The sequence below is a fragment of the Methylobacterium sp. E-005 genome (assembly GCF_022829725.1).
In the GTDB taxonomy this organism is placed as follows: Bacteria; Pseudomonadota; Alphaproteobacteria; order Rhizobiales; family Beijerinckiaceae; genus Methylobacterium.
In genome coordinates this window covers 1-24721 of the sequence record NZ_JAKSYG010000125.1, presented here as the reverse complement: position 1 = coordinate 24721, position 24721 = coordinate 1, and the positions used below count along the sequence as shown (strand labels likewise).

Genomic DNA, 24721 nt, shown 5'->3' with positions numbered 1-24721 from the left:
TCACCAAGTACCTGATGTGGCGCGATCTCGTCGACCGCGCCGACCTCCTGAAGCGCAACCCGGTGGTGCGCCACCTCATCGACACCCCAAAGCATTCCTACGGCGACGGTGCGCCGTTCCCGGAACCGCAGCGTCTCGACCAGGAGCATCCGCCCGAGACGGTGTTCGCGCCCCTGTCCGCGGACTCTTCGCAGCTCTCGGCCGTGATCGCGGCGGCCGGCGGCAGGGACTTCGTCCTGTTCGGGCCGCCCGGTACGGGCAAGAGCCAGACGATCGGCAACATGATCGCCCAGTGCCTCGCGCAGGGACGGACCGTGCTGTTCGTCTCGCAGAAGACGGCCGCTCTGGAGGTCGTTCAGCGTCGCTTGAACGAGATCGGCCTCGGCGACTACTGCCTGGAGGTCCATTCCACCAAGGCGCAGAAATCGAGCATCCTCGCGCAGCTGCGTCGCGCCTGGCACGAACGCGCAAGCCCCTCGCAGGGCGACTGGGACGCAGCGACTCGCGAACTCGCGAGCCTGCGCGAAGAGCTCAACAGCCTCGTCGGCGCGCTTCACCGCCGCCGCGAGAACGGGCTCTCGGCCTACGAAGCCTTCGGTCGGGTCATCGCAACCGGTGGCGGCGAGGTTCCGATCCCCCTCGCTTGGCCCGACCATCGCGCGCACGACGTCGATACGCTCGCAGCCTTGCGCGCGGCCTGTCGCGAGCTTCGGCCGGTTCTGGCCGCGGTCGGCACCCTGGTCGATCATCCCCTGCAGGGTGTCGAGGCGACCCAGTGGTCGCCACTCTGGCGTGCCGAGATCGCCGACGCGATCAAGGTGTTCGAGGCGGCGCTGTCCGACCTGCAGGCCAGCGGGACCGCGTTCGCAAACGCCATCGGTCTCGACGGACTTCTCGCCACGTCCGTCGGAACGCGCGGTCTCTTCGTCCTCGGTAATTGCCTGACCCGGCCCGAGGCGCGGTGCGGGGCGGCCTTCCTCGCTGACGGCAGCGGTGATCTACGCAGCGCCGTCGAGGCGCGCGAGCGCTTCCAGGGTGGCAAGGCTGAGCGGCTCGCACGGCTGAGGGGGCGATATCGGCCCGGGATCCTTGATCTCGACCTGCCTGGCCTCCTCGCCGAATGGATCGCCGCGCAAGCGTCGAATTTCCTGGTCCGCGGCGGCAAGACCAAGCGCGTGATCGCCCAGGTTCAGCCCTATGTCGAAGGGCCCTTGCCGACCGATCTCGGTCTGGACCTCACCGGGCTGATCGATGTCGCCAAACACGTCAAAGCGGAGTGCGTCGAAGAACTGCTGCTCGGTCGCCTCGGTGCGCCTTGGGCGGATACTGAGACGCCAACCTCCGCCTTCGAGCCGGCGTTCGCTTGGGCGGCACGCGTCGAGCAGTTGCTCGACATCCTCGGGCCGCAGAGCGGGATGGGCCCGGAGGGGCTGCGCACGCACATCGTACAGGTGGTCGAGCGTCAGGGTCGCGCACTCGCCGAGGGTGGTCGGATCGTGCAGGCCTATGCGACCTTCGCCCGGGATCGCGCGCGCGAGACGGAGGCGTCGAAGACACTGTGTCGACTGGCCGGCCGTGCCGAGATCGCGGAACCGCTGGTGGACGGCCCGGACTGGATATCGGCGAGCCTGAACCTCGCCCGTCGCTGGTCAACCGGGCTCGGACGCGCGCAGTCCTGGTGTGCTTGGCAGGCCGTCGCTCAAAGCGCGCGGGCCACCGGTCTCACACCGCTGATTGAAGCCCTGGAGGACGGCCGCGTCGCCCCGGGTCGCGCCGAGCGGGCGTTCGAGACCGCGTACGCGCGGTGGTGGATCGATCGCGTCGTCAGCGCGGATCCCGTCCTGTGCCGCTTCCTCCCCGAGCGTCACGAGGATGCGATCGCGCGCTTCCGGGCGGCCGACGCGCGGGTGAGTGAGCTCTCGAAGCGTGTCGTGCGCTCCCGCCTCGGCGGCGGCATCCCAGCCCCGACGGCATTCGGTTCGGATCCGGAATGGGGCACACTCTCGCATGAGTTGACTAAGAAGACGCAACACATGCCGCTGCGCAAGCTGTTCGGCCGGATGCCGACGGCGCTGACCCGGCTCACCCCGTGCGTGATGATGAGCCCGCTCTCCATTGCGCAGTACCTACCGCCGGACAGCGCGCCGTTCGACGTGGTCATCTTCGACGAGGCCTCGCAGATCTCACCGTGGGACGCCGTCGGTGCGATCGCGCGCGGCAAGCAGGTGGTGATCGTCGGCGACCCTGAGCAGTTGCCGCCGACCAACGTCGGAGACCGGGGCGTCGATGATATCGAGGACGGGGCCGATGTCACCGATCAGGAGTCCATCCTCGACGAGTGCCTAGCGGCGAACATCCCCCGGCGAAACCTCGACTGGCACTACCGCAGCCGCCACGAGAGCCTGATCGCGTTCTCGAACGCGCGCTACTACGGCGGACGGCTCGTCACGTTCCCCTCCCCCGTCACCGACGATCGCGCGGTTCGGCTCACCCTGGTGCCGGACGGCGTCTACGAGCGCGGCGCGGGCCGGGTGAACCGCCCGGAGGCCCGGGCCGTCGTCGCGGAGATCGTGCGCCGCCTGCGCGATCCAAGCTTTGTCGACGAGCGCCGCTCGCTCGGCATCGTCACCTTCAACGGCGAGCAACAGCGCCTGATCGAGAACCTGCTCGACGAGCAGCGGCGGTCGTACCCGGAACTAGAGCCGTTCTTCGACAAGGATCGCTGGCACGAGCCGGTATTCGTAAAGAACCTGGAGAACGTCCAGGGCGATGAGCGCGACGCGATCCTCTTCTCGGTCGCCGTCGGGCCCGATCAGACCGGCCGACCGGTCAGCACCGTGTCGTCGCTTAACAAGGACGGCGGTCATCGCCGCTTGAATGTCGCGATCACCCGTGCCCGGCGCGAACTCGTCGTGTTCGCCTCGCTTCGTCCCGAACAAATCGATCTCGGTCGTACCCGCGCGCGCGGTGTACGTGACTTCAAGCACTTCCTCGAATTTGCCGACCGCGGGGCGCGGGCGCTGGCGGAGGCGTTCGCGCCCACGGGTGCCGACGTGGAATCTCCGTTCGAGGCCGCGGTGATGGCGGCCCTCGAAGCGAAGGGCTGGACCGTGCACACGCAGATCGGAGTGTCGGGGTTCCGCGTCGACCTCGGTGTCGTCCATCCCGATGCACCTGGGCGTTATCTCGCCGGTGTCGAATGCGACGGCGCGACCTACCACAGCTCGGCGACGGCGCGGGATCGCGACCGCCTGCGAGAGCACGTGCTGACCGACCTCGGTTGGCGCATCCGCCGGGTGTGGAGCACCGAGTGGTGGATGGACGCCGAGGGCGCGCTAGCCAAGCTCGACGAACGTCTGCGCAAGGATCTTGAGGCTGACCGGGCGCAAGCTGCGGCTGCGGCGGTCCCAGCCGACGACGTGGTCGAACCCATTGCGGTCGAGCAGGACCGCGCAAAGCCCCAGGACGAGCTTTCGCCTGTCCCCACCGCCGAGGAAGCACCGCCGGAGCCAGCGAACGATTCGCAACCCGCTGCCGAACCCCTGCCAGTCCGCATCTACGCGGATCGGATTGGGCCGACCGCGATCACGGCTGCGCCCATCGTGCCGTCTCGGGAACAGCGAGACTACCGGATTGCTGATCTGGGAGAGCTGGGCCTGCCGATCGAGCCTGGGCGATTCTACGACGCCTCCTATCGTCCGGCGTTGAGCGCGATGGTCGCCCACGTGCTCGCCGTTGAGGCACCGATCTACGAGGAGCTTCTCGTTCGCCGTATCGCCCGCGCGCACGGCTTGCAGCGGGTTGGTCCCCTCGTTCGAGGTGCTATCGTCGAGCAGATCGATGTCGCCATCGCACGGACGGACGATGACGGTCGCGCGGTCTTGTGGCCGCCTGGCGTGGAGCCGCGGACGAGCTACCCACATCGGTCATGTGATCCGAGCATACGGGGGCATGCCGAAACGCCGATGGCGGAGCTCGTTGGGCTTGCGGGAACCCTCCAGTCCAACGCGTCGGAGGCTGAGCGCGCCAGGATGATGGGCCAAAGGCTCGGGTTGTCCCGTATCGAAGCGTCCGCACGCGCGCGGTTCGAACGCGCCAGTGGGATGGCGCGTCAGGCACCCGTTTCGTGAGACGGCGATGCGCGTCGGGATACTCTCGCTCTTCGTGCTGCTGGGCAGTTTCGAGACTGCATTGGCTCAGGGCGTTCAGGATGATCCGCGCCGAAGGCGCGTCGTCCTGCCCTCGGTTCGCGCAGCGACGGACTGCATCGCACGCGAAGCTCTGAACGAACCCGGTATAGAGGGCGCGACAAAGTCCGGTCCGTTTCGCGCCGCCCTTGGGCCGCCCATGCGGCGGTGCGCCGATGAGGTCGACGCGATGATCGCAGCGCACGATCAGGTCTATTACCCTGGCTACGGTGAGGCCTTCTTTCAGGGACCGTACCTACAGGATCTTGTTCGGGCCATTCAGAAACGTATCGGCCCCGAACTCGCCAAGCGAGCTTCCCAACTCCAGCCAGATCGCTTCGTGGAGGTTCAGCGACCGATCTCGGGCTTTCAAGTCGTCCAGCCGGAGCCAAACCCAACGGATCAGAATGCCGATCAGACTAAGCATGAGGCGGAAAATCGCGAGAAGCGCGAGGTCGACGCGATGTGGCAGCACACCCGCCAGGCGGCTGTGGCCCCTGCGCCGGCGGCTAGTCCGCCGACAGTTCAGCCGACCGGGCAATCGCCAGCGCCGCGTCAATCCGGAGAGGGGGGATCCGCTTTCGCTGGGATCGCCGTACTTTTCCTCGTTGTGTTCGGCCTGCGTGAAACAGCCAAGCGTCGTGCGAGGAAGCGCCGCTTCGATCGCCTGATGGCGAAATACGGGGACCAATCCGTCGTCGAACAAATTATGGCAGCCAAGATGTGGCAGGGTATGACTGAAGAGATGCTCGTGGACTCCTGGGGTTCGCCCGTTGATCGCGATCGCGAGGTCTACAAGAGTCGGACGACAGAAGTGTGGAAGTATGAGCAGACCGGACGCAATCGATTCAATAATAGAGTGACTATCGAGAATGGGATTGTCGTGGGGTATAAGCGGCGGTAGGCGCGGTCGAATTTGTGGCAATTGTGTTTCATCATGACGAAGCGCCGAACTCATTGCCAGCACAGAACGCAGTCAATTTGGAAGACGATGACAGCGCCGCCTGCCAATCTTACCAGGGGGCGACCATGTTGTCCGGGATCTGTAGCCTTGAGAGCTTGCCGATTGACATGGAACGACTCACGGTAAGTCCAAACACGCCGCGCGAATTCGAAGTGGCGACGCGGCATGTTCGGTCGCGCGCGGCGTGGATCAGCATTGCGATCGTGGTGATGGCCATCGGCCTCGCCTGGCGCTTGGTGCCTTTTGGGCTGAATGGGTTCGCGCTGAAATACGGTGGCTCGATGCTCTGGGCGGCGATGGTCTACTGTCTCTGCGCGGCGCTTCTCACCCACCGGTCAATCGCACAAACGGCAGGCGCAGCAATTCTAATCGCGCTCGGTATCGAACTGCTACGCCTTTACCATGAATCTTGGCTTGATGCGTTTCGGCTGACGCTACCGGGAGCTCTACTTCTCGGACGGATCTTTTCGCCATGGAACCTCGTCGCGTATGCGATTGGGATCGGTATGGTCGCCCTCTGCGAAGGGCTGGTCGGACGGCAAGTGAGACCGGGCTAAACCAGGGTGGGGCGGACGCGATCGGAATCTTCCCAGGATAATATCGGCTTCGCTCTCCTTCTATCCGGCTACACCGACAACAGGGATCCGTGCGTACGCCCGCTCAGGTCGTTTTCTTCAGTCTCCCCAACCGTTCGGCGATGAAGATGCCGCCCAGGACAAGCGCCAGGGCGATCGCGTTGTATGGGCGGAACGGCTCCCCGACCAAGACGACGGCGAGAAGCGCGCCGAACACCGGCAGCAGGTTCACGAACACCCCGGCGCGGTTCGGACCGATCAACTCGACCCCGCGCATGTACCAGAGCTGGGAGACTAGCGATGGACCCAGCCCGACGAAGGCGACGATGGCCCATCCAGTCGGACTCGGCCAGAGCAATCGTCCATTCGCCCATTCCAGCGCGACGAGAGGCAGCGATGTCAGAAACGCGACCAACGCCATCGCCGTGAAGAAGGTGATCCCCGATACGGCCGGTCGCTCTCGCAGCGCCACGGTGTAGCCGGCGTAGAACACGCATGCGACGAGCATGAAGACGTCGCCGGTGTTGAAGGCCATCGTGCGCAGCACGGCCACGTCACCGTGGGTGGCTGCGATCACGACGCCCATAAGCGTGACCAGCACCCCAAGAGCTTGCATCAGGCTCACCGGCGTGCGGTAGACGAGGAAGCTACAGATCAGAACGACGACGGGGATCGCCCCCTGGATCAACGCGATATTGGCTGCGCTGGTGTACGCTCCGGCAGCGTAGAAAAGGGCGTTGAAGGCCGTGTAGCCGCAGCAGCCCATGAGCAGGATGCGACGCCAGCTCGGCAGGGCCAGCCGCCACTCGCGGGCGACCTGTCGGCCCGCGAACGGTACGAGCGCGATGCACGCAACCAGCCATCGCAAGCTGGTGAGCGCAAGGGGCGAGACTTGACCGACTGCCCATTTGCTCGCCACCGCATTGCCGGCCCAGACCAAGGCCGTGAAAGTCAGGAGCGCATAGGCCTTTGTAGCGGAACTGCTGCCGATGATGGTGTTATGCGGTGGGGATTGAGCGTTGGGCATTCTCGCCCGTAGCACGAAAAGGTGGCTGCCAGCCGTTCGAAGACAATCGTCCGCCTCGCACGACGCTGCGTCAGCGGACACGATCCGATGCCTTTGGCCATGAGCCCCATGGAATGCGGTGTTCTCGGCATCATCACCGTTTCGGCGCGAACCTGATTTCGAACGCCGTCCCGCGTTCCACCGCATCGAGCTGGATTGATCCGCCACATGCTTGCAGGAGCGCGCGCACGATGCTCAGCCCCATGCCGGTACCGCCCTCCTCGCGCCGCGTCGTGTAGAACGGCTCGAACACCCGGTCTCGGTCGGAGGTAGAGATCCCAGGTCCGTCGTCGGCGATGCGCACATGCAGCGCCTCTTGTACGATGGTCGCCTCCAGACGCACCGTTGATGCCCCGTGCCGAGCCGCGTTGTCAGCCAAGTTCCCGAACACGATGCCAGCGTCCTCCGGCGACAGCGGCAGCGGCCGGTCGAGTGCACCCTCGGCGCGGATCTCGACCTCGGTGAAGCGGGCGATCAGATCCGCTGCGACCTCCCGCAAGGTTGTGCACGCGGTGGTCGAGGCGATCTCGGCGCGGGCGAGTTCGCGTAGCCGCTGCAGCAAGGCGTTCAGGCGAACGGTGTCGGTGACGATGTTGGCGAGGAAGCGCTGCCGCTCGGCCGTACTCATCGTCGATCCCGGCCCAGCCTCATCATCCTGAAGCAGCTCGGCCGCCCCTTGGATCGCGGTCAGTGGTGTCTTGAGCTCGTGCGAGACGTGATTGGCGAACGTTGCGACGTAGTCGGAGCGCTCGCGCAGGCGCAGCGCCATCACTTCGAAGCTATGGGCGAGCGCCGCGATCTCGCGCGTGCCGAACCGTGAGTCGGGGTTCGCTGCGACCGGCGCGCCCTGCCCGATCGCCGCCGCACGCGCCATCAGGGCCGCGATCGGACGACCGATCGCCCGCGTGAAGACGAACGCGACAGCCCCCGTCACGGCCAGCACCAATAGCAGAGCGAGGCCGACTTTGCCGCGCTCGGCGTACAGCAGCCGTACGACGTTGTCGGGCGTGCGCGAGGCGTACACGACCCCGCCGATGCGGCCATCGACCAGCACCGGCATCGCCACGAACACGCGCACGCCGGTGCCGCGGCTGAGCGCGTACAGGGGCGGCGGCGGGTGTTTTGAGATGCGCACCCGCATTACGGCCCGAAACCGACCCTGCAGCGCCGTTGCGACCTCCGCGACGTCCGCCAGTGAGCGGCCGACTTCGTCGCCGCCGGCGAGGACGATGCCGTCCCGGTCGAGGATCCGGAAACCGGCGAGCGTGACGGTGCGGATCGGCGGCAGGAGCGGCGCGAGGCGCGCGGCCAGCGCCGAGGCAGCAGATGAGAGGCTCAGGGCGTCAGCAGCGCCCGGGCGGCGACCGAGGATTGGGTCGGTGGTCAGATCCAAGGCCGGCTCGATCGCAGCCGGATCCGGCATCGGTACGGCTGGGCCGAGCAACGCGTCGCGCGCGGGATCCTCGGCGATTTCACGCGCGATCACGGACGCCAGCACCGTGGTCTGGCCGATTAGATCGCCCTCCGCTTGCCGCACGAGTTGATTCTCGTAGAGACGGACGAACGACAGGCCGATCAGGGGCAAGGCGGCTACGGTCAGCAGCATCGCCAGGACGACGAGACCGAGCGTCGGCCGCCATTTCTCGCCCGGCGCTCGCGTGACGATGGTCTCGGCGCTCACGCCAGCGAACCGCACGGCCCGAGCCGGAAGCCGACGCCGTGCACGGTCTCAATCACGTCGGTACAGCCGACCCCAGACAGCTTCGCACGAACGTTTCGAACATGGCTGTCGATCGTGCGGTCGGATACGTGCACGCGCCCATCGTAGGCGGCATCCATCAACTGGTCTCGGTTGAGGACATGGCCGGGATGTACGGCCAGCGCACGAAGCATGGCGAACTCGACGGCCGTCAGTGCCACGGCGACGCCGCTGTAGGCCGCAGCGTGCCGCGGCGGATCCAGGACGAGGCCGCCACGGCGCAAGATCCCATCGCCCTCCCCCACCGAGCGCTGCCCCTCGAATCGCCGCAGGATGATGCCGACCCGGGCGACGAGCTCGCGCGGGCTGAACGGTTTAGTGACGTAGTCGTCGCCGCCAATCTCCAGCCCGAGCACCCGGTCGATCTCCTCGTCCCGGGCAGACAGGAACAGGATCGGCACGTCGGAGTACCGTCGTACCCGGCGGCAAACCTCCAATCCGTCGATGCCGGGCAACCCGACATCGAGGACGATGAGGCGCGGCGGCTCCCGGTCGAACTCGGCCAGCGCCGCCTCGCCGCCGTCGGCGGTCCGGGTCACGTGCCCCGCCTTGCTCAACGCGAAGCAGATCACCTCGCGGATGTGCGGGTCATCGTCGACCACGAGGATGCTACGGTCCATGGCTGGTGTGCTGTGCTGATCGGTCGGAGGGCTCACCGCGCTGGGGACGGCGCGTCGGGGTGGACGGCAAGATAGTCCAGAAGGCGCTGGTCGCGGAACGTCCAGGCGCGCCAATCCCCCATCCGTTGCCGCAGGTCCGTCGCGAGTCTCCACCGCCACAGGCGAGCTCGCTCCTTGAGCGGACCGTCGTAGTCGATCAGCACTCGGTCGACGGCAGGGATCGCCGCAGATCCGAGGCTCATCGCGTACGGCAGATCGAACGCCTGCTCGGCGTCGAGCCGGTGCGCGGCATTGAATTCTGCCACCGTGCTGGAGAAATCGGCGAACGCGCAGGCGTACAACGTCGCAGCCAGCACCAGGGCGTTGGTCCGGATGAGCCAACCGTTGCCGCGTCGCAGGGTGATGCGGGCGAGGATTAAGGCGAGCCCAACGCCCACGAGCGCCATCCAAATTAGGGCCGCAAGGCGTAGGAGCGACAGGCCGTAAGCCTCGACATAGAGGTCGAGCCGTAGCATCGCCGAGGCCACCAGCAGGACGTTTTGGCCGATCCATAGACACACGAGGATGCGGATTGCCGGTGAGCGCTCGCCAGCGCCGCCGGGACGCAGCGCGACGAGAACGAAGCCCGCGGCAAGCAGCGCGGTCGCAATCAGCGGGTAAGCCCCACGATGCGCATAGGCGGCATGGGTCACGCCGGGCGGCAACGCAAGCCCGGCCCAGAGATAGGTTGCGTCGGTGGCCGACTGCACGGCGAAGAGCAGATTGAACAGAATGAGGCAGCGTAGGATCACTGTCAGGGTCAGCAGACCCGAGAGTGGGGGTACGATGTCCGTTGGGGTAGCCCGCGCGAAAGCCGTGCCTACGACATCCCATCGTCCGGGCATGCGTGGAGCGACGAAGGCCCATGCGACTGCCAGGAGGGAGAGCAACAGGAGGATGCGCGGCAGATCCGGGCTCGGGATCAGCGCCGACCACGGGATGTCTGAGAGCCACCCGGCGATGAGAGGGTTGGCCGCGGAGAACAACCCAGCGAAGGCGGCGCACAGCGCGACCGGTATGAGCCAGCCCATAAGAAACGCTGCTCGCGGCGTGTGCCACCGTCCGACCGCCCGGCGCGCGACGTCATAAAAATCCGGGGGGAGGTCGAAAGGGCCGGTCAAAAGGATGCCGAAGGCAGCCCGAATCGTCGCACCCACACCTTGGTCTAGGCCCCCGGTCAAGATCGCGACCGATAGGGCGAGGCCCGCCGCACCGGAAGTGACTGACAGGGGGCTGACCGTCTCAACGATCGAGGCGAGGCCGGCGAGCAGCGGAAAAAGCGCGATAACACCGGTTCGCCAGCGCAGCTGCGCACTCGCTGCCACGACGGCGGCAGCCGCAATCAGGGTGAGGAACACCGCGAGCGAGATGCCCAGGGCATGCCCGTAAAACAGGTGGTCGCCGATCAAAGCGATGCCTGCTGCCAGCACGAGCTTGGGGCCGGGGTGCGAGATTGCTGGCGCAGGCGCGTTCAAGGTAGGCATTGACATGTCGGGCCTCTGCGGTCGGGAGCCCGTGCGGTGCAGATACGCCGGGCGGTAGAAACGGCCGTCACCGTGCCCAAACGCAGTCTTGGTCTGGAGATGTCGGTCGTAACTCACGATCGCAGAATGGGGCTCACCTGCGCATTCTCGAGGGACGGCCAGTGCAGGGTCTCAGGAACTTTGTGCAAATTCCTTGCAGCCGCATGCGATGGTGCGGAAATTCGTTCGACGGCTGGATACCCCAAGGCCGTTGCTTGAGGTATCCAGCGACGCAGCTTGCATACAGCGACCGGTATCGACAGGCCGGAAGGTGTGGGTTGCGTATTCGTCGACGGTGTTGCAAGGGTACTTCGGCCGAAACGAAGAGCGCCGGACTTCGAAATAATTCCGAGCTTTTCCAGGCCTGCGTTGGGTATCACGATGTTCGTGGCTTAGCCCAGTGGCAGTGCGATCGCTTCGACGTACCCCCAGACGTCAACGACGGGCTCCGCCGTCGCCATTAGGTTCAGCATTGGCGCGGCGAAGCAGGCGGCGAACTCGTCCTTGGCTATGCGACGTAGCGAGCGCTTCAACCATTCCACTCGTCAGTCCTGGGACAACGTGCGCACGATCCACTTGACCATCGCGACCGAACGATCAAAGTCGGCGACGTATCAGTTTCAACGATGGCAAAAATCGAAGTGACTATAAATCGTGCTTGACGCCGGGTGTTCGATGTTGCGCGGCTTCCCCCGGTACCAATGCGATTACACAGGGGTGCCTACGTCGGGGTGAGCAAAGCAAATACGACTGGGATATGCTCGTCGAGTGACGGCCTCAAAGACCCTACAAGTTTACCCGGTTTCATTACAAAATAATGGACGTGCCGCGAATGCGGCACGGAACACGATCGAAGTTAGAACGACACGCTAAACATCGCTCGACTTAGATGCGAGACGACGTGTCCGTCCAAGCATGGAAGCTCCAATTTCCAGGGCAGTAAGGCATCAACAAAAAAGCGGTTGCTGCTACCGCGGAAGCGCCAGAATCTCGGCCTCGTACTCGGAGCATCCGCGCCAGCCATTCGGCAAGGGACCGCGCTTGAAGACCCGTGATCGACACATCGCAATCGCCTGCTCATGTGTCAGCAGACTTGCACATGTATCGAATGTATATTCCGGGAGAACAGTGTCGGTCCTCGAATTGCTAACTCGTGCCTGACAGGCTGTCTCCTGCTCAACTCTGTAGTCCTCGGATGCATCGCGGTCTCGCTGAATGTGACTGGCAGCGAGGGGGCCTATCGCGACGATCGACACAAGTGCGACGATAGTGCGCGTCCGCGGCTTTGCTCCTGCATGATACCGCGGGCGCGCATAATTGTACCAAACCGCCGAGACCGGAAGGAGAATGACGGCGAAAACGTCGAGGTTCTTGAGCGACCACTCATATGCCGCCACCATCGATGCAGTAACCGTGATAAAAATTGCGAGCGGTAGCAGTGACATTATTGCGGGGCGCTGATACAGCGCGATGTGAATTTCTTCATCCCCTTTCAGCATAGCCACCTCCCTAAGTACAGCGACAATGAGAGCGGTTTCTGCCTTGTCAAGCCGTATTAATAGCAACTGAAGCGAAAGGGTCTGGAACGAACGACGCTGCTGTACGAGTGAATACCGTCTTGATCAGCATGCGACCGTTTGCGTCGGTAGGGTCTGACTCAAGTCCGAGCCATCGGTAGGCGAACGCACGAGAGCCTCCGCGTCTGTAAAAGCCTCGTTGCCAACTGGATCCGGGGGATACTGCATAACAGCCAGCGCGCACTGGCTATCGAACGAGTGGGGAAATGGACGTAAGTGTCCGTCGCTATTCGACGGGACGCGGTATCGCAGTTGTGGTTAAAGCGTCGGGGGGGCGCTATACGTAACCCAGCTCTCGATCAACCTTTGGGCTGGTCCTTCCCGCTCGCCAGTCACTGGTATCTTGGGGAACAGGATCGGGCTGGCAATTGATAGGGCGCGCATTGAGTCACTCGCAGGCTCCGTCGCAGAGCCAAGCTTAGGTGCGTTCCTCCTAATATACTCCTGATTATGAAGGTTCATGAGCGGTATCTATAGAGGTGAAGATTTGATTTTGCGCGTCACCGCTTTTTCGGCTCCCTCTGCAGCATTGTGCTGATTGCACAGATGTCAAATCGCGGTGCCGAGCTAGTCGACGGATTCGCTGCCTCGGCGCGCCGTCCGTGATCATGCTGTGAATCGAACTATAGCAAAGCAATGTCGATTGTACTTTCTTCAATGGAGCTAGCAAAATCGGGCTAATTTGAGAGAATTTGGAGATAATATAAAGTCGCTGCGACGAAGCAGCGCCGTTTAAGAATGAAACACGAAGGATATTTTGCAGCGAGCGCCCTCGATAGGCAATCAACTTATTGTGCTAGGGCCGATTTCATTGTCGATGCCCGGGAGACTGTGTTACCTAAAAGTAGATGGCTGAGCTCATGGCTCGGCATGGGCCGCCCAAGATGATAGCCTTGAAAAAGATCGACGCCAAACGAGGAAACAAGCTCGATTTGTCGAGCCTCTTCGACACCCTCAACGATAGCTTTTTGCGCGCAATTGCTGACGAGATCGACAATATTCTTTAGGAGCTTTGCGCCACGGGGTGTATCACAGCTTTGTACAAAGAAGCGATCAATTTTTACCATATCGAAGCGGAGTTCGCTTAGGCATGTCAATCCTGCAAACCCAGTCCCAAAGTCGTCCAGCCATACCCGGATGCCCGCGGCGGAAAGTTGTTCCATCAGCTTAGCAACTTCAGGGTTGCCGCTGATCTGCCCGCTCTCGGTAATCTCAAGGGCTAAACGGGATGGTTCGATGCCTGCTGCTTGAACGATCTCTCGGACAGTGCTCACGAATCTAGGATTAGCGATCTGACGCGCGGAGATATTCACGCTGACTACCGGCAGGTTCGGTTCGGCGGCGAGGAAACGACAGGCTTCTCGTAGAATCCATTCCCCCATCTCGAGGATCGCCCCAGTACGTTCAGCGACAGGAATGAACGCTTCTGGCGAAATTGAGCGCCCTTCAGCATCCCGAAGCCGCATCAGCGCTTCGGCAGCCCAGATGTGGCCAAGCGATACGTCAACGATGGGCTGAAAGACGGCAGAGATGCGCCCATCTCCTAGAGCCGATCGCAGGATTTCGGCGTTGAGTTCGTTATTAGCGCCGTCGTCGAGCATTCGTGCATCGAAGATCCGAACGCAGTCGCGACCTTCGTCCTTTGCGGCGTAGAGCGCTAAGTCCGCCGCAGTCACCGTGCGCTCGGGCTTCTCGCCCGCAATATCCGTTGAATACGCTGCGCCAATGCTGACCGTAACTGATGATCTCTGGTCGCGCCTTGCCGAGTGAGGAATGCAAAGTGTCTCGACCACCTGACGTATTTCTTCCGCCACGGCGTGAACCTGCGTGGCTGAGCTGACCGACAGCAGCGCAACAAATTCTTCTCCGCCAAAGCGGCCGAGCGCACATCGCCGACGCTCAGCGACCTCGCGCATCGCCTTGCTCAGCATGGCGAGGCAGCGATCACCTTGTTGATGTCCGTAATGATCATTATAGAGCTTGAAAAAGTCGACGTCGATCAAGATTACGCCGAACGGTTCGCCAAGTTCGACGCTCTTGACCCAAAGATTTTGCAGGACGCCGTCGATCGCTCGTCGATTGGCTAGGCCCGTCAACGCATCCGTTGTCGACAGGCGATAGAGTTCTTCTCCACGCCTAATCGCCTCCTGATGCCCAATTTCTGCTCGACAGGAATTTAAGTAGACGCGAAATCTCTCGCGATTGTATTTGAAATTGAGGAATAGGGTCAACAGCAAGCTAAAAGCGTACAGCGATACGAAGCTAGATATGTATGTCCGGTCATTAGCATATTCAAGCGCCCACGCCAAGAAGGTAAAAGCAATCAAACCAGACGAAATCAACGCTAGTTTAAAGCTCAAATCAAAGAATAAATTAGCGACAAACATAAAGATAAGGCCGTACCCAGCATAGTACAACATTGCCGTCGTGTCAGAACTTTGTGCGGCTAAAAACAGCCAAGCGGCAAAGCCAACGTAGATGCCCAGCGCGGACTCGTATTCCAGTATTCGCGTATCAACCTTGTTGCGAACCTGCATCACGATCGCGGCTACGTAGAGGCTGCCGATGATGAGGCGAAGCATTAGCGTATAGGGGAGCATGTCACGGATGAGGACTGCGTCGATCGCGCCGAACGCAATGTAAAGCAGCCCGACCCATTGACAGGCTTGGCCCATGACGATGCGCGTTGCTTGCTCATGCGCAATGCGAAATGATTGATGCAACTGAGGCGAGCGGCGCTGAAACCAGCGCTTCCCCAATTCATCGTCGAGTTGATCGAGCGTTGCGATGCTCATGGCGGCCCCGGCCTTCCGCAAAGGCTCTACCAGGGCTGCGTCCCGAAATTCTTAATGACTTCGCGGTTTGGCGGCGTCACCGCGTAAGGCGGGCGCAGCCAGCCCTGATGACTCAAATTCCACGAACGTGGTTAACCATCGTGTCGGCTTGGCGCTCAGCAGCGTCCGCCACTGGGCGGTCCCACCCGGCCAACAAATTGCTGGAGCAGGGCGTGGCAGCGAAACGCATCGATTCGCGGCGCTGGGACAATCGATTTTTCCGAGTCCTGTGCGTCCTGCCCATAGACAAAGCTTAACCATTCGTTAAGCTTAATTCGTCGCTGAGCGGTCTTGGCGTCGGATCGGGGTGGTTCCAGATGGCTAGCAAGGGACTTCTGCTCTCGCGTGAGCGCGAGGGCTTGCGAGGTTTTGCCTCGCTTCTGGGCCGGGAGCCCGCACAAGGGGGAGGTACCCGGACCCCGGTCGAACTGCCAGAAACTCTTTATCCGGTCGTTGACGGTGATGTCCGCGCGGCGCTGACGGAGCTTGTCGGTCTAGCGGCTCCAGATGACTACAGCCAGCTGACACAGGCGGTCATTGACCTGCTTGGACTGCTCAAGGAAACATTTAGCGATAAGACGTGGCAAGACGCGGTACTGCCGGCGGCTCGTGCCCATGCCCTCGCCGGTCTCATTCACGAATGTCCGTTCACCCACCATTCTTTCATCCGGCCACGCGGATATCCCGGCGACGCCGGGCTTCTGGACTTCGTCTATCGCCATCCGGCCGCGCGGCCCGCACAAGAGGCCGCGTCGGACGCCGGACGCACGGTGATGACCTCGACGGTCGACGTCACGGCCTGCGAAGCCGTGCGGCTCCGGCGGTCGATCCTTGCTGGGAAGATCGATGACGCCGCGTCACGCCGAGATCGACCGCGGATCCTTGCCGTAGCCAGTGGCCATCTGCGCGAGGCAGAACTCAGCGTTGCCTTGAAAGAGGGGCGGATCGGGCGACTGCTCGCGGTCGATCAAGATGCGACAAGCCTCGCCGCCGTCGATGGCTATCGCACATCGATCTCTGGAGTGATCGAGACCAGCCCGAACACGGTTCGAGCCATCCTTGCCGGCAAGACCGATCTGGGTCGGTTCGATCTGGTTTATGCCGCGGGCCTGTACGACTACCTCGATGCACGGGTCGCTGCACGCCTGACACGTGTCCTGTTTGACCACCTCGACCCCGGCGGACGGCTCTTGATACCTAATTTCCTCTGGGGCGTTCCCGAGGAAGCATACATGGAAGTGTACATGGATTGGTACCTCCTGTATCGGACCCGTGACGAGATCGAAAAATTCGCCGAGGAGATCCCATCTGCCAATATCCGCCGGACGACGTACTCAGAGGACAGCACTGGCGTCATCGGCTACCTTGAAGTTGAACGAGTCTAGGCCTTTCGCGCCGAGCAGTGCGACTGCGTCGATCTCGATCCTCGTCGTCTATGCAGGGGAAACAGATGCAGTACGCGTAGCCCCCTGTAAGCGAGGGACGGAATTAAACGCCTCGAAAGAACAAGCATGGCAAGTGTCGCACATCCGTGAGGGGGTGTGATGCAAATCGGGGCGCTCGCAGCTAGCTTGGTGTTCACAGCAGTCGCTACGGCTGCGGCGGCGGCGGATCTCGCCTCGCCGCCGCCGGAAGTCGTGCCGATAAGTGGGCTGCCATCCTTCTATGTCCATGTCGGGGTTGCCGGGATCTTCAACGATCCCAAAGCACGCATCAGTTTGGCCGGTACACCTGTCGCGGGAGGTGCAGTAAAGATCGACGATCGCGTAACCTTCGCGGTCGAAGCGGGATATTTCTTAGCTCCCGCGATCGCCGTATCGATCAGCGGTGGCGTCCCACCGATCTCTAAAGTCGAAGCCGCCGGCACCTTGGCCGGTCTGGGCCCTGTGGGGAAAACCCAGGGTGGTCCGATCGCGGCGACGGTACACTACCATTTCTTGGGCTTCGGCGCATTCCAGCCCTACGTCGGCGTAGGGCTCGCCGCCCTGATCGTGTTCGGCGACGAAGACCGTCTCTTGCGCCGCTATCGAACCGACGATGCAGTCGGCCCCGTGATCCAGGCGGGCTTCGATCTCATGCTAGACTCGCACTGGGGCGTCTTTTTCGACGTCAAGAAGGGTTTCCTGACCACTAATACCAAAGGTTATCTGCTCGGTCTGCCGGTCCGTTCGAGCGTCAGCCTGGATCCGGTCGTGCTTCACTCAGGCCTTACATATCGCTTCTAGAAACTGTTCAACTAGCTGCCGTCGTAGCAGTAGCGAGGCGGTGGGCTCTAACTTCAACTGCCACGAAGCAGTGCGGGACTTGTCGCACCGCTTTTGTGAATCCTCAAATAACTTGTGCCGCCGTGTTTTGTGTAAAAGCTTTTACTGACGTCCCCCCATCGCTTTGGTCCGGCGTGAGCGTGAGTTTTCCGGTTTCGTGAGACTCTTGAGGGGAGGAGCAGAGCCGTGAAAATGAGCAGATTTTCAGAAAAGCAGATCGCCTTCGCACTGAAGCAGGCCGAGACCGGGACACCGGTTGTGGAGGTGCTGCGCGGGAGGGGCATCTCCGAGCCGACATTCTACCGCTGGAAGAAGCTCTACGGCGGCTTGGGCACAGGCGAGTTGCGGCTGCGGAAGCAACTCGTAGACGAGAATTGCAAGCTCAAGCAGCTCGTGGCCGATCTGAGTCTCAACAGGCATATCCCGCAGGACATGCTCGCAAAAAAGCTTTGACGCCTGCTCGGCGATGCGAACTCGTACATCAGGTTTAGGAGGCGCACGGGGTGAGCGAAGGGCGCAGCTGCGCCGCGCTCGGCGTCGGCCGGTCGGGCGTCCGCTACCGCTCGATCAAGCCCGATCAGGCACCGCTGCGGATGCGCATCTGCGATCTGGCCAAGAGCCGGGTGCGCTACGGGTACTACCGGATCTACATCCTGCTGCGTCGGGAAGGTTGGCGGGTGAATCGCAAGAAGGTTTACTGCCCCTACAGGAATGAGGGGCTTAGCCTACGCCTCAAGCGACCGCACCGGCACGTCAGCGCGGCACACTGTGAGCGTCAGCCTGCTGCACTCCGACCGAACGAACGCCGGTCGATAGACTTCGTCTCTAACGCGCTGTTCGACGGCCGTCGGCTGCAGGCCCTGATGGTCGTCGATGCGTTCACGCGGGAGGCTCCGGCGATCGAGGTCGACCAGGTCATCTAAGGCGAGCAGGTCGTGGATGTTGTCGCCTGCTTGACGCTGCTGCGCGTAGTGCCGGTGTGCCTTCAATACGATCAAGATTGATCGGTCATTCATCCGCAATAATGCTGATCGGATACGGCGGCGATCGTGCGGGCCGTGGTCGGCCTCAGCGACCGCCTGGGGATGGGGATTGTCGCCGAAGGCGGCGAGACGGCCGAGCAGCTCGATCTCGTGCGTCGCGAAGGTTGCACGGACGTGCAAGGCTTTTTGTACAGCTGCCCCCTGTCCCCAGCGGACATCGCCGCCTTCATCATCACTATGCCCACCGCCGGCTAGGACGCTTCCCGAACCCCTTCGGCGAGCGACGCTCCCTACATGACGGTCGTGTGTCACCAAAACGCCGAGCATCTCGATCCGCGCCCTCCATCCAGCCAGGCGGGCCAAGCATTAAACTGTACTACCGTGGGGATAATGCCAGATCAATCATTCGCCTATAGGGTGAGATTTTGTGGCCTTGCTTGCCTCTCCACCCTCAGCTGTCATCTTTCGAAATGAAAAACCTTCATCTTGCATGAAGGTTTGACGCGTAGCGTCGCCGCCACAGATCAAGTAGTCGGACTCCACGTCATGCCTGTCGCTGCACGTCTTAGTTCTAAGGTTGTCGTTGGCTATGCGGCCATCCTCTCCACCATGGCCGCGCTCACGATCTTCAGCATTGCCGAAGTTCGATCGATTGATGATAGCCTGACGACGATCAATGACTTAAATTCTGTCAAGCAGCGATACGCGATCAACTTCCGCGGTAGTGTCCACGATCGTGCGATCAGTCTTCGCGATTTTACCCTGGTGCCTGATCAGCGTTCACGCGAAGCCATCCGCGCCGACATCCTGCGGCTGACGGATGCGTATGCAGCCTCTGCGGTCGGCATGGATAAGATGCTTGCCAACCACGCGAACACGTCTGCTGAAGAGCGGTCGATCCTAAGTAACATCAAACAGATCGAGATGAAAACTTTGCCGCTCATGAAAGAGGTCATGGAGCTGCAGCAGGAAGGCAACCGGGACAAAGCCCGTTCGGTCTTGATGCAGGAAGCTCGGCCAGCCTTCGTCGAATGGCTCGTGCAGATCAACCAATTCATCGATCTTCAGGAAGCCCGTAATCAGCGCATCGGCGCGGAGGTGCGATCCGTCTCCCACGACTTCACCCTCCTCATGCTCGGGCTCTTCGCGCTGGCCGCGACGGTCGGCATCGGTTTCGCGCTCTGGGCCTACCGGGCGATCCGGCCGCTCCGCCCGCTCACTGCCGTCATGCTCAAACTTGCCCAAGGCGACCTCGACATCGTCGTACCCGCGACCCGGCAGCGAGACGAGGTGCGCGACATCACGCAAGCCGTCCAGGTCTTTAAGGACAACGCTCGCGCAGCCCAGGCGGCCACGGCGGAGCGGCAGGGTGAGCAGGCGCAGAAGATCGAGCAGGCCGAGCGGATCGACGCTACGACGCGCACATTCGAGAGCACGGTGAACGCCATCGTCGGGCATGTCGCGGCCGCTGCTGAGGAGATGCAGAATACGGCTCGTGTAATGGATACCACCGCCACTCACACGGCTGAGCGATCCAACTCGGTCGCCGCCGCCGCGCAGGAAGCTGGCGTCAACGTCACCACGGTAGCCGCGGCTGCGGAGGAACTCGGCCTCTCCGTCCAGGAGATAAGCCGTCAAGTCGCCGGCTCCGCGGAATTGGCCCGGACCGCGGTTGTCGAAGCTGACCAGACCGGGACCCTCGTCCACGAACTCAGCGCGGCCGTCTCCCGGATCGGCGACGTGGTCGGGTTGATCTCGAACATCGCTGGGCAGACCAATCTGCTTGCGCTCAACGCGACAATTGAGGCGGCGCGCGCCGGCTCAGCAGGTCGCGGGTTCGCGGTGGTGGCCACCGAGGTCAAAGCCCTCGCCGAGCAGACCTCCCGGGCGACGAGCGAAATTTCCGGTCAGATCGCCCGCGTACAGGCGTCGACCAACCAAGCCGTCGCGTCGATCGGCGGGATCACGGAGCGGATCCGCGAGATCAGCGACGTGGCGACCTCGATCGCGGCGGCCGTCGAGCAGCAAGGCGCGGCGACCCAGGAGATCGTCCGCAACGTGGCCCAGGCGGCGACCGGCACCGACGATGTCTCGAGCAATATCGCAGGGGTCGCCGCAGCCGCCGGGGAAGCTGGCGGCGCGGCAGGCCAGGTTCTGGGCGCGGCGTCCGAGTTGTCGCGTCAGTCTGAGCACCTCGCCGTCGAGGTTCGTCGCTTCATCGATACCGTTCGAGCGGCGTGAGGGCGTGATGCGAGAGGGTCTTGCACAGGAGAGAGCAGTTCCCCTCAAGGGGCTCGCGGACCTAACCGACGCCTTGGCCGGTGCGTTTGCCGACGGCGTCGATCTGGGGCCACGGGGGGCACAGATCCGAGCTCTCGGGCGATCTTTGGAGACGGCGATCGCGGCCCTGCGCAAGTCGTTGGTTGGACTCGGTGACGCGACGGGCGAGGTAGAGACACTCGCCCAGCTCGACGGGCTCAACCGGATGGCACGAGCTGCTCGGACCTACGGTATGATTGGGGTGGAACTCATTCCCTGACCCCGGTGAGGTGATCCGTGCGACGGCTTTGTTACGATCGATGCGCGAACAGGCCACCCGATCGATTCGCTGACTGTCTCTCCTGGGCATACAAGAAGGGCTGGTGTTTTCGGATCCCGATAGGGTTTCGTCCTGATTTCGGGCCAAATGAGTACAACGATTTGCACAGTGGAATATCGTAAACCATCCCGGGCTTTTCCCTTTGAATCTAGCCTGGGTTATTGAAGTCATACTCAAGGTCTGTGGCATAGTTCATTGCAACAACGGGCTGTTGGAGCGCTCGTCTACCTCCTGATCAGGATGCCCCATGTCCGTTGAGGATGCTAAATATCGGGAGGTGGAACGCTTGGCGGCTCTCCGCGAGCTCCGATTACTCGATACGCCACCGAGCGAAAGTTTCGATCGCATCACACGAATGGCGAGCCACGCCTTCGGCCTCGCAACCGCGGCCGTATCGCTGACGGATCTCGATCGCCAATGGTTCAAATCCCGCGTCGGCATCGATGTCGAATCGATGCCCCGTGAGGGTGCGCCGTGTTCCGAAGTCGCCACGAACGGCAGCGTTCTGGTAATACCCGATCTCGCGTTGGATCCAGAGTATCGCGATACGGCGCTAGCTGGCAGCGGTGCGCGGTTCTACGCTGGAGCCCCGTTGTTGACGCGCGATGGGCTCGCCATCGGTGCGCTCTGTGTGGTTGGGTCGACGCCACGGACATTCTCGGACGCGGAAACCGCCATGCTTCGCGACATGGCCGCCATGGTGATGGCCCAGGTCGAATTACAGCATGCCTACGGGCGCATCGATCCCATGAGCGGTCTGCCCAACCGGACGCAATGCCTTGATGACCTCAACGACCTCGTGCGCACCGAAGCGAAGGGAGGTCGGCGGCTCGTCGTACTCGTGGATCTGGCATCGCCGAATGAAATCAACCACGCTACCCGTGTCATAGGTGCGAACTTCCTCGACGACCTCATCAAGGAGGCCGCCGACATCCTTCGGTCCGTGCTCGGTCCATCGCGGCTGGCCTACATGCTCGGCCCAAGCCAGATCGCATTTCTCGCGCCGTCCGGCGTGGTCGAGGCGGAGTACCTGCAACTCCTATCGATGATGCTCGGTGCGATCCGTCAGAATGCCAGCTCGCGCTTCGTCACGACGGTCGCGCTCGGTGTCGCGCGGCTCGAGATCGGGGTTACCGATCCCGTCGATGTCTTGCGCTTCGCGCATTGCGCGGCGCAAGACGCACGCGACACGGAGGGTAAGGTCAGCTTGTACTCGTCCGAGCAGGACACCCTCCATCGGCGACGGTTCGACCTGATCAACGCATTCGGACAGGCCCTCGACGAACCCGATCAGCTCAACCTCGTGTTCCAGCCGCGCATCGCTCTGGCAACCGATGTCTGTGTCGGTGCAGAGGCGCTGCTGCGATGGACCCACCCGACTCTTGGAGCGATCTCACCGGGCGAATTCATCCCGCTGATCGAGCGGACGACATTGGCTAAGTCGACAACCATGTGGGTCCTGAATGCAGCCATGGAACAGCTCGCGGCCTGGCGGGCGTCAGATCGCGATCTGGTCATGGCGGTGAACGTTTCGGCCGGTAATCTCAATGAGCCGGATTTCGCCGAACGCGTCATCGCCGTGCTCGAACGCCACGACGTTCCCGCAGACAGGCTTGAACTCGAGATCACGGAAAGCGCGATCATGGAGGATGCCGGACGCGCTTTGGAGCAGCTCCGCAAGCTCTCTGGGACAGGGATCCGTCTCGCCATCGACGACTTCGGGACTGGCTATAGCTCCCTGTCATACCTCCAACTCTTGCCGATTGATACGGTCAAGATCGATCGGGCATTCATCGCCGACTGCACCGAGGGTGCCAAGCAACGCAGCCTCGTCGAGACGATGACTAAACTGTCGCACGATCTTGGCTTTCAGGTTGTGGCGGAAGGCATCGAAACGCAAGCGATTGCCAACTTGCTGCTCGAGATCGGGTGTGATGAAGGGCAAGGCTACCTGCTCGGACGCCCGATGGCGCGCGATACCTTCGAGCGGTGGTTCGACGGGGCCGACGCGGCGAATGATACGATCGCCGCCTGACGTCGTGAGCATGTTTAGGGCGAACAGACTGGCGAAAAATCTACAATTGCAACCCGGATGCGAGCACCCTCACACGATAGCGGGTGCGGAGAATTCGTTTACAAAACGCCTGATAGCCCCGTGGTCAACCGCCTCGGCCGATAGGGAGCTACCCGTGTCGAGATCTGAGTTCCAGCACGACACCCAGGCCGCTAGTGACCGGTGGTTGCGCACGCTGACCGATGCGCTGCCGCAGATGGTCTGGGTATCCCGCGCGTACGACGGCGTGACCATCTACGCGAACGCGCGCTTCGAGGCCATTTTTGGCACCCAGGGTGATACCTGCGCGGATCACATCGCCGCGCATCATCCCGACGACCGCCAACGGGTCGCCGACGATTGGGCTACCGCCGTCGCGGCAGGCGATAGGTTCGAGGTCGAAGCGCGCCTGCGCAGTCCGGATGGCGGCCACCGGTGGCACAAGATCGTCATCGTGCCCATCCGACGAGAGGGGACGGTCGTCGAATGGCTGGGAACAGCCCTGGACATCGAGCAGATCGTTAGCGCCCGCCAGGACGTCCAGAGAAGCGAAGAGCGATTGGCCCACGCATTGAACGCTGCCAGTGATGGGTTCGTCGACTGCGATCTGATCTCTGGACGCGCATGGGTGTCAGATCGCTATTGGGCCATGCTCGGCTATGCTCCGGGAGAGATCGAAGCTCACGCAAGCACGTGGCGCGCGCTCCTTCATCCTTCCGAGGAAGCAGACGTCATGCAGCGTCTCCACGCGCATTACGAAGGTGTTGAGCCCCTATTCGAATGCGAGCACCGCCTGCAACGCAAGGACGGTAGCTGGGGATGGTTCCTGACGCGCGGCTGCGTCGTCGCCCGAGACACCGACGGACTGCCTCTGCGCTATGTCGGTATCCACATGGATATTGGTGTGCGCAAGGCCACCGAGTTGAAAGTGGCGCATATGGCGAGCCACGACGCGCTCACAGGGCTCGCCAATCGTATCCTTTTCCACGAGCGCCTGGAACGCAGGCTGATCAAACTGGAGCGGGACGGCCGCGCTTTCGCGCTGCTATATCTCGATCTGGACCGGTTCAAGCTCGTCAACGATACGCTCGGCCACGCGGCAGGCGACGCATTGCTGCGCGAGGTCGCACATCGGATGCGTGAAGTCCTGCGCAGCTGGGATGTGATCGCACGGTTGGGCGGCGATGAATTTGCGATCCTGCTCGACCGGGCCCATGACGAACAGGCCGCCGCTGGTGTCGCCGAGCGCCTCTTGGCAACAATGGCCGCGCCCGTGCACTTGGCTGGTCAATCAATACAGGTCAGCCTCAGCATCGGTCTAGCGATTGCACCGCTACATGGACGCGATGCCGACACCCTCCTCGCGTGCGCTGACGTCGCCCTCTACCGCGCGAAGCTTGAAGGACGGGGAACCTGTCGGACCTACACCTCCGTCTCGTCGCTCAATCCGGCACAACGGTTACCGCGTCATCTGACGACACGCGATCTCAGGTAGTCGGGATGAGGAAGCGCGAGTTTGTTCGCTGCCGTAACAGCGGGTTGGCCTGCCCCCTGAAAAGTGGTCCTCCCTGAGGTATGGCTTTGAGCCATGTGGAGGATGTCGTCATGGGACGGAAGAAGCATACGGCTGAAGAGATCGTTGCTAAGCTGCGGCAGGTCGATGTCTTGATCTCGCAGG

General features: G+C 62.4%; 14 protein-coding genes and 1 pseudogene. 10 read left to right on the top strand and 5 right to left on the bottom strand.

Features of this window, described 5'->3' with window-relative positions:
* Positions 1-203 precede the first annotated feature (203 nt).
* Genes MKK88_RS34100 through MKK88_RS34095 form a run of 3 tightly spaced genes read left to right on the top strand, consistent with a single transcriptional unit; the run spans position 204 to position 5708 of the window.
* Positions 204-4130 carry a DUF3320 domain-containing protein gene (locus MKK88_RS34100; RefSeq protein ID WP_244000845.1) on the top strand — a complete coding sequence of 1309 codons (3927 nt, stop codon included), beginning with the start codon at positions 204-206 and terminating at the stop codon, positions 4128-4130.
* Between the two features lie 7 nt (positions 4131-4137).
* Positions 4138-5091: a DUF2845 domain-containing protein gene (locus tag MKK88_RS14600; protein ID WP_244000844.1), complete on the top strand. Its 954-nt coding sequence runs from the start codon at positions 4138-4140 to the stop codon at positions 5089-5091.
* A gap of 14 nt (positions 5092-5105) precedes the next feature.
* Entirely contained in the window at positions 5106-5708 is a 603-nt protein-coding gene (locus MKK88_RS34095) for a DUF2809 domain-containing protein (RefSeq protein WP_313902319.1), read from the top strand.
* Positions 5709-5811: 103 nt separating this feature from the next.
* On the opposite strand, the gene MKK88_RS14590 is transcribed toward MKK88_RS34095, so the two are convergent.
* From MKK88_RS14590 to MKK88_RS14570, 5 genes are all read right to left on the bottom strand, one after another.
* A complete protein-coding gene (locus tag MKK88_RS14590) occupies positions 5812-6753 on the bottom strand; it encodes a DMT family transporter (RefSeq protein ID WP_244000849.1) in 942 nt (313 codons plus the stop codon).
* Between the two features lie 133 nt (positions 6754-6886).
* Entirely contained in the window at positions 6887-8473 is a 1587-nt protein-coding gene (locus MKK88_RS14585) for an ATP-binding protein (RefSeq protein WP_313902318.1), read from the bottom strand.
* Positions 8470-9171, bottom strand: coding sequence for a response regulator transcription factor (locus tag MKK88_RS14580; protein WP_244000842.1), 702 nt, complete (start codon positions 9169-9171; stop codon positions 8470-8472). The genes MKK88_RS14585 and MKK88_RS14580 overlap by 4 nt, the downstream gene beginning before the upstream one ends.
* A gap of 32 nt (positions 9172-9203) precedes the next feature.
* Positions 9204-10694 (bottom strand): DUF4173 domain-containing protein, encoded by a 1491-nt coding sequence (locus MKK88_RS14575; protein ID WP_244000840.1) that lies wholly within the window; start codon positions 10692-10694, stop codon positions 9204-9206.
* A 2404-nt stretch (positions 10695-13098) separates the two neighbouring features.
* The gene (locus MKK88_RS14570) at positions 13099-15105 is read right to left on the bottom strand and encodes a putative bifunctional diguanylate cyclase/phosphodiesterase (RefSeq protein WP_244000838.1); all 2007 of its coding nucleotides are present in this window, start codon (positions 15103-15105) and stop codon (positions 13099-13101) included.
* Positions 15106-15461: 356 nt separating this feature from the next.
* On the opposite strand from MKK88_RS14570, the gene MKK88_RS14565 reads away from it, so the two are divergent.
* The 7 genes and pseudogenes from MKK88_RS14565 to MKK88_RS14535 all read left to right on the top strand — a co-directional run bounded on the left by MKK88_RS14565 (position 15462) and on the right by MKK88_RS14535 (position 24538).
* Complete coding sequence (locus tag MKK88_RS14565) at positions 15462-16529, top strand: methyltransferase type 12 (RefSeq protein ID WP_244000836.1); 1068 nt, start codon at positions 15462-15464, stop codon at positions 16527-16529.
* A gap of 159 nt (positions 16530-16688) precedes the next feature.
* On the top strand, positions 16689-17369 hold the full coding sequence (locus MKK88_RS14560; protein ID WP_244000835.1) for an OmpW/AlkL family protein: 681 nt from the start codon (positions 16689-16691) through the stop codon (positions 17367-17369).
* Between the two features lie 225 nt (positions 17370-17594).
* A pseudogene (locus MKK88_RS14555) lies at positions 17595-18403 on the top strand (transposase); the annotation flags it as partial.
* Positions 18404-18457: 54 nt separating this feature from the next.
* On the top strand, positions 18458-18646 hold the full coding sequence (locus MKK88_RS14550; protein ID WP_244000833.1) for a hypothetical protein: 189 nt from the start codon (positions 18458-18460) through the stop codon (positions 18644-18646).
* Between the two features lie 291 nt (positions 18647-18937).
* The gene (locus MKK88_RS14545) at positions 18938-20632 is read left to right on the top strand and encodes a methyl-accepting chemotaxis protein (RefSeq protein WP_244000831.1); all 1695 of its coding nucleotides are present in this window, start codon (positions 18938-18940) and stop codon (positions 20630-20632) included.
* Positions 20633-21237: 605 nt separating this feature from the next.
* Entirely contained in the window at positions 21238-23025 is a 1788-nt protein-coding gene (locus MKK88_RS14540) for a putative bifunctional diguanylate cyclase/phosphodiesterase (protein WP_244000829.1), read from the top strand.
* 154 nt (positions 23026-23179) lie between these two features.
* Positions 23180-24538: a GGDEF domain-containing protein gene (locus MKK88_RS14535; RefSeq protein ID WP_244000827.1), complete on the top strand. Its 1359-nt coding sequence runs from the start codon at positions 23180-23182 to the stop codon at positions 24536-24538.
* The last annotated feature ends 183 nt before the right edge of the window (positions 24539-24721 follow it).

Bases quoted from the DNA above. Each gene is read 5' to 3' on its own strand.
- MKK88_RS14600 (WP_244000844.1), top strand. From the start codon at position 4,138: ATGCGCGTCGGGATACTCTCGCTCTTCGTGCTGCTGGGCAGTTTCGAG.
- MKK88_RS14590 (WP_244000849.1), bottom strand. From the start codon at position 6,753: ATGCCCAACGCTCAATCCCCACCGCATAACACCATCATCGGCAGCAGT.
- MKK88_RS14580 (WP_244000842.1), bottom strand. From the start codon at position 9,171: ATGGACCGTAGCATCCTCGTGGTCGACGATGACCCGCACATCCGCGAG.
- MKK88_RS14575 (WP_244000840.1), bottom strand. From the start codon at position 10,694: ATGCCTACCTTGAACGCGCCTGCGCCAGCAATCTCGCACCCCGGCCCC.
- MKK88_RS14570 (WP_244000838.1), bottom strand. From the start codon at position 15,105: ATGAGCATCGCAACGCTCGATCAACTCGACGATGAATTGGGGAAGCGC.
- MKK88_RS14565 (WP_244000836.1), top strand. From the start codon at position 15,462: ATGGCTAGCAAGGGACTTCTGCTCTCGCGTGAGCGCGAGGGCTTGCGA.
- MKK88_RS14560 (WP_244000835.1), top strand. From the start codon at position 16,689: ATGCAAATCGGGGCGCTCGCAGCTAGCTTGGTGTTCACAGCAGTCGCT.
- MKK88_RS14545 (WP_244000831.1), top strand. From the start codon at position 18,938: ATGCCTGTCGCTGCACGTCTTAGTTCTAAGGTTGTCGTTGGCTATGCG.
- MKK88_RS14540 (WP_244000829.1), top strand. From the start codon at position 21,238: ATGTCCGTTGAGGATGCTAAATATCGGGAGGTGGAACGCTTGGCGGCT.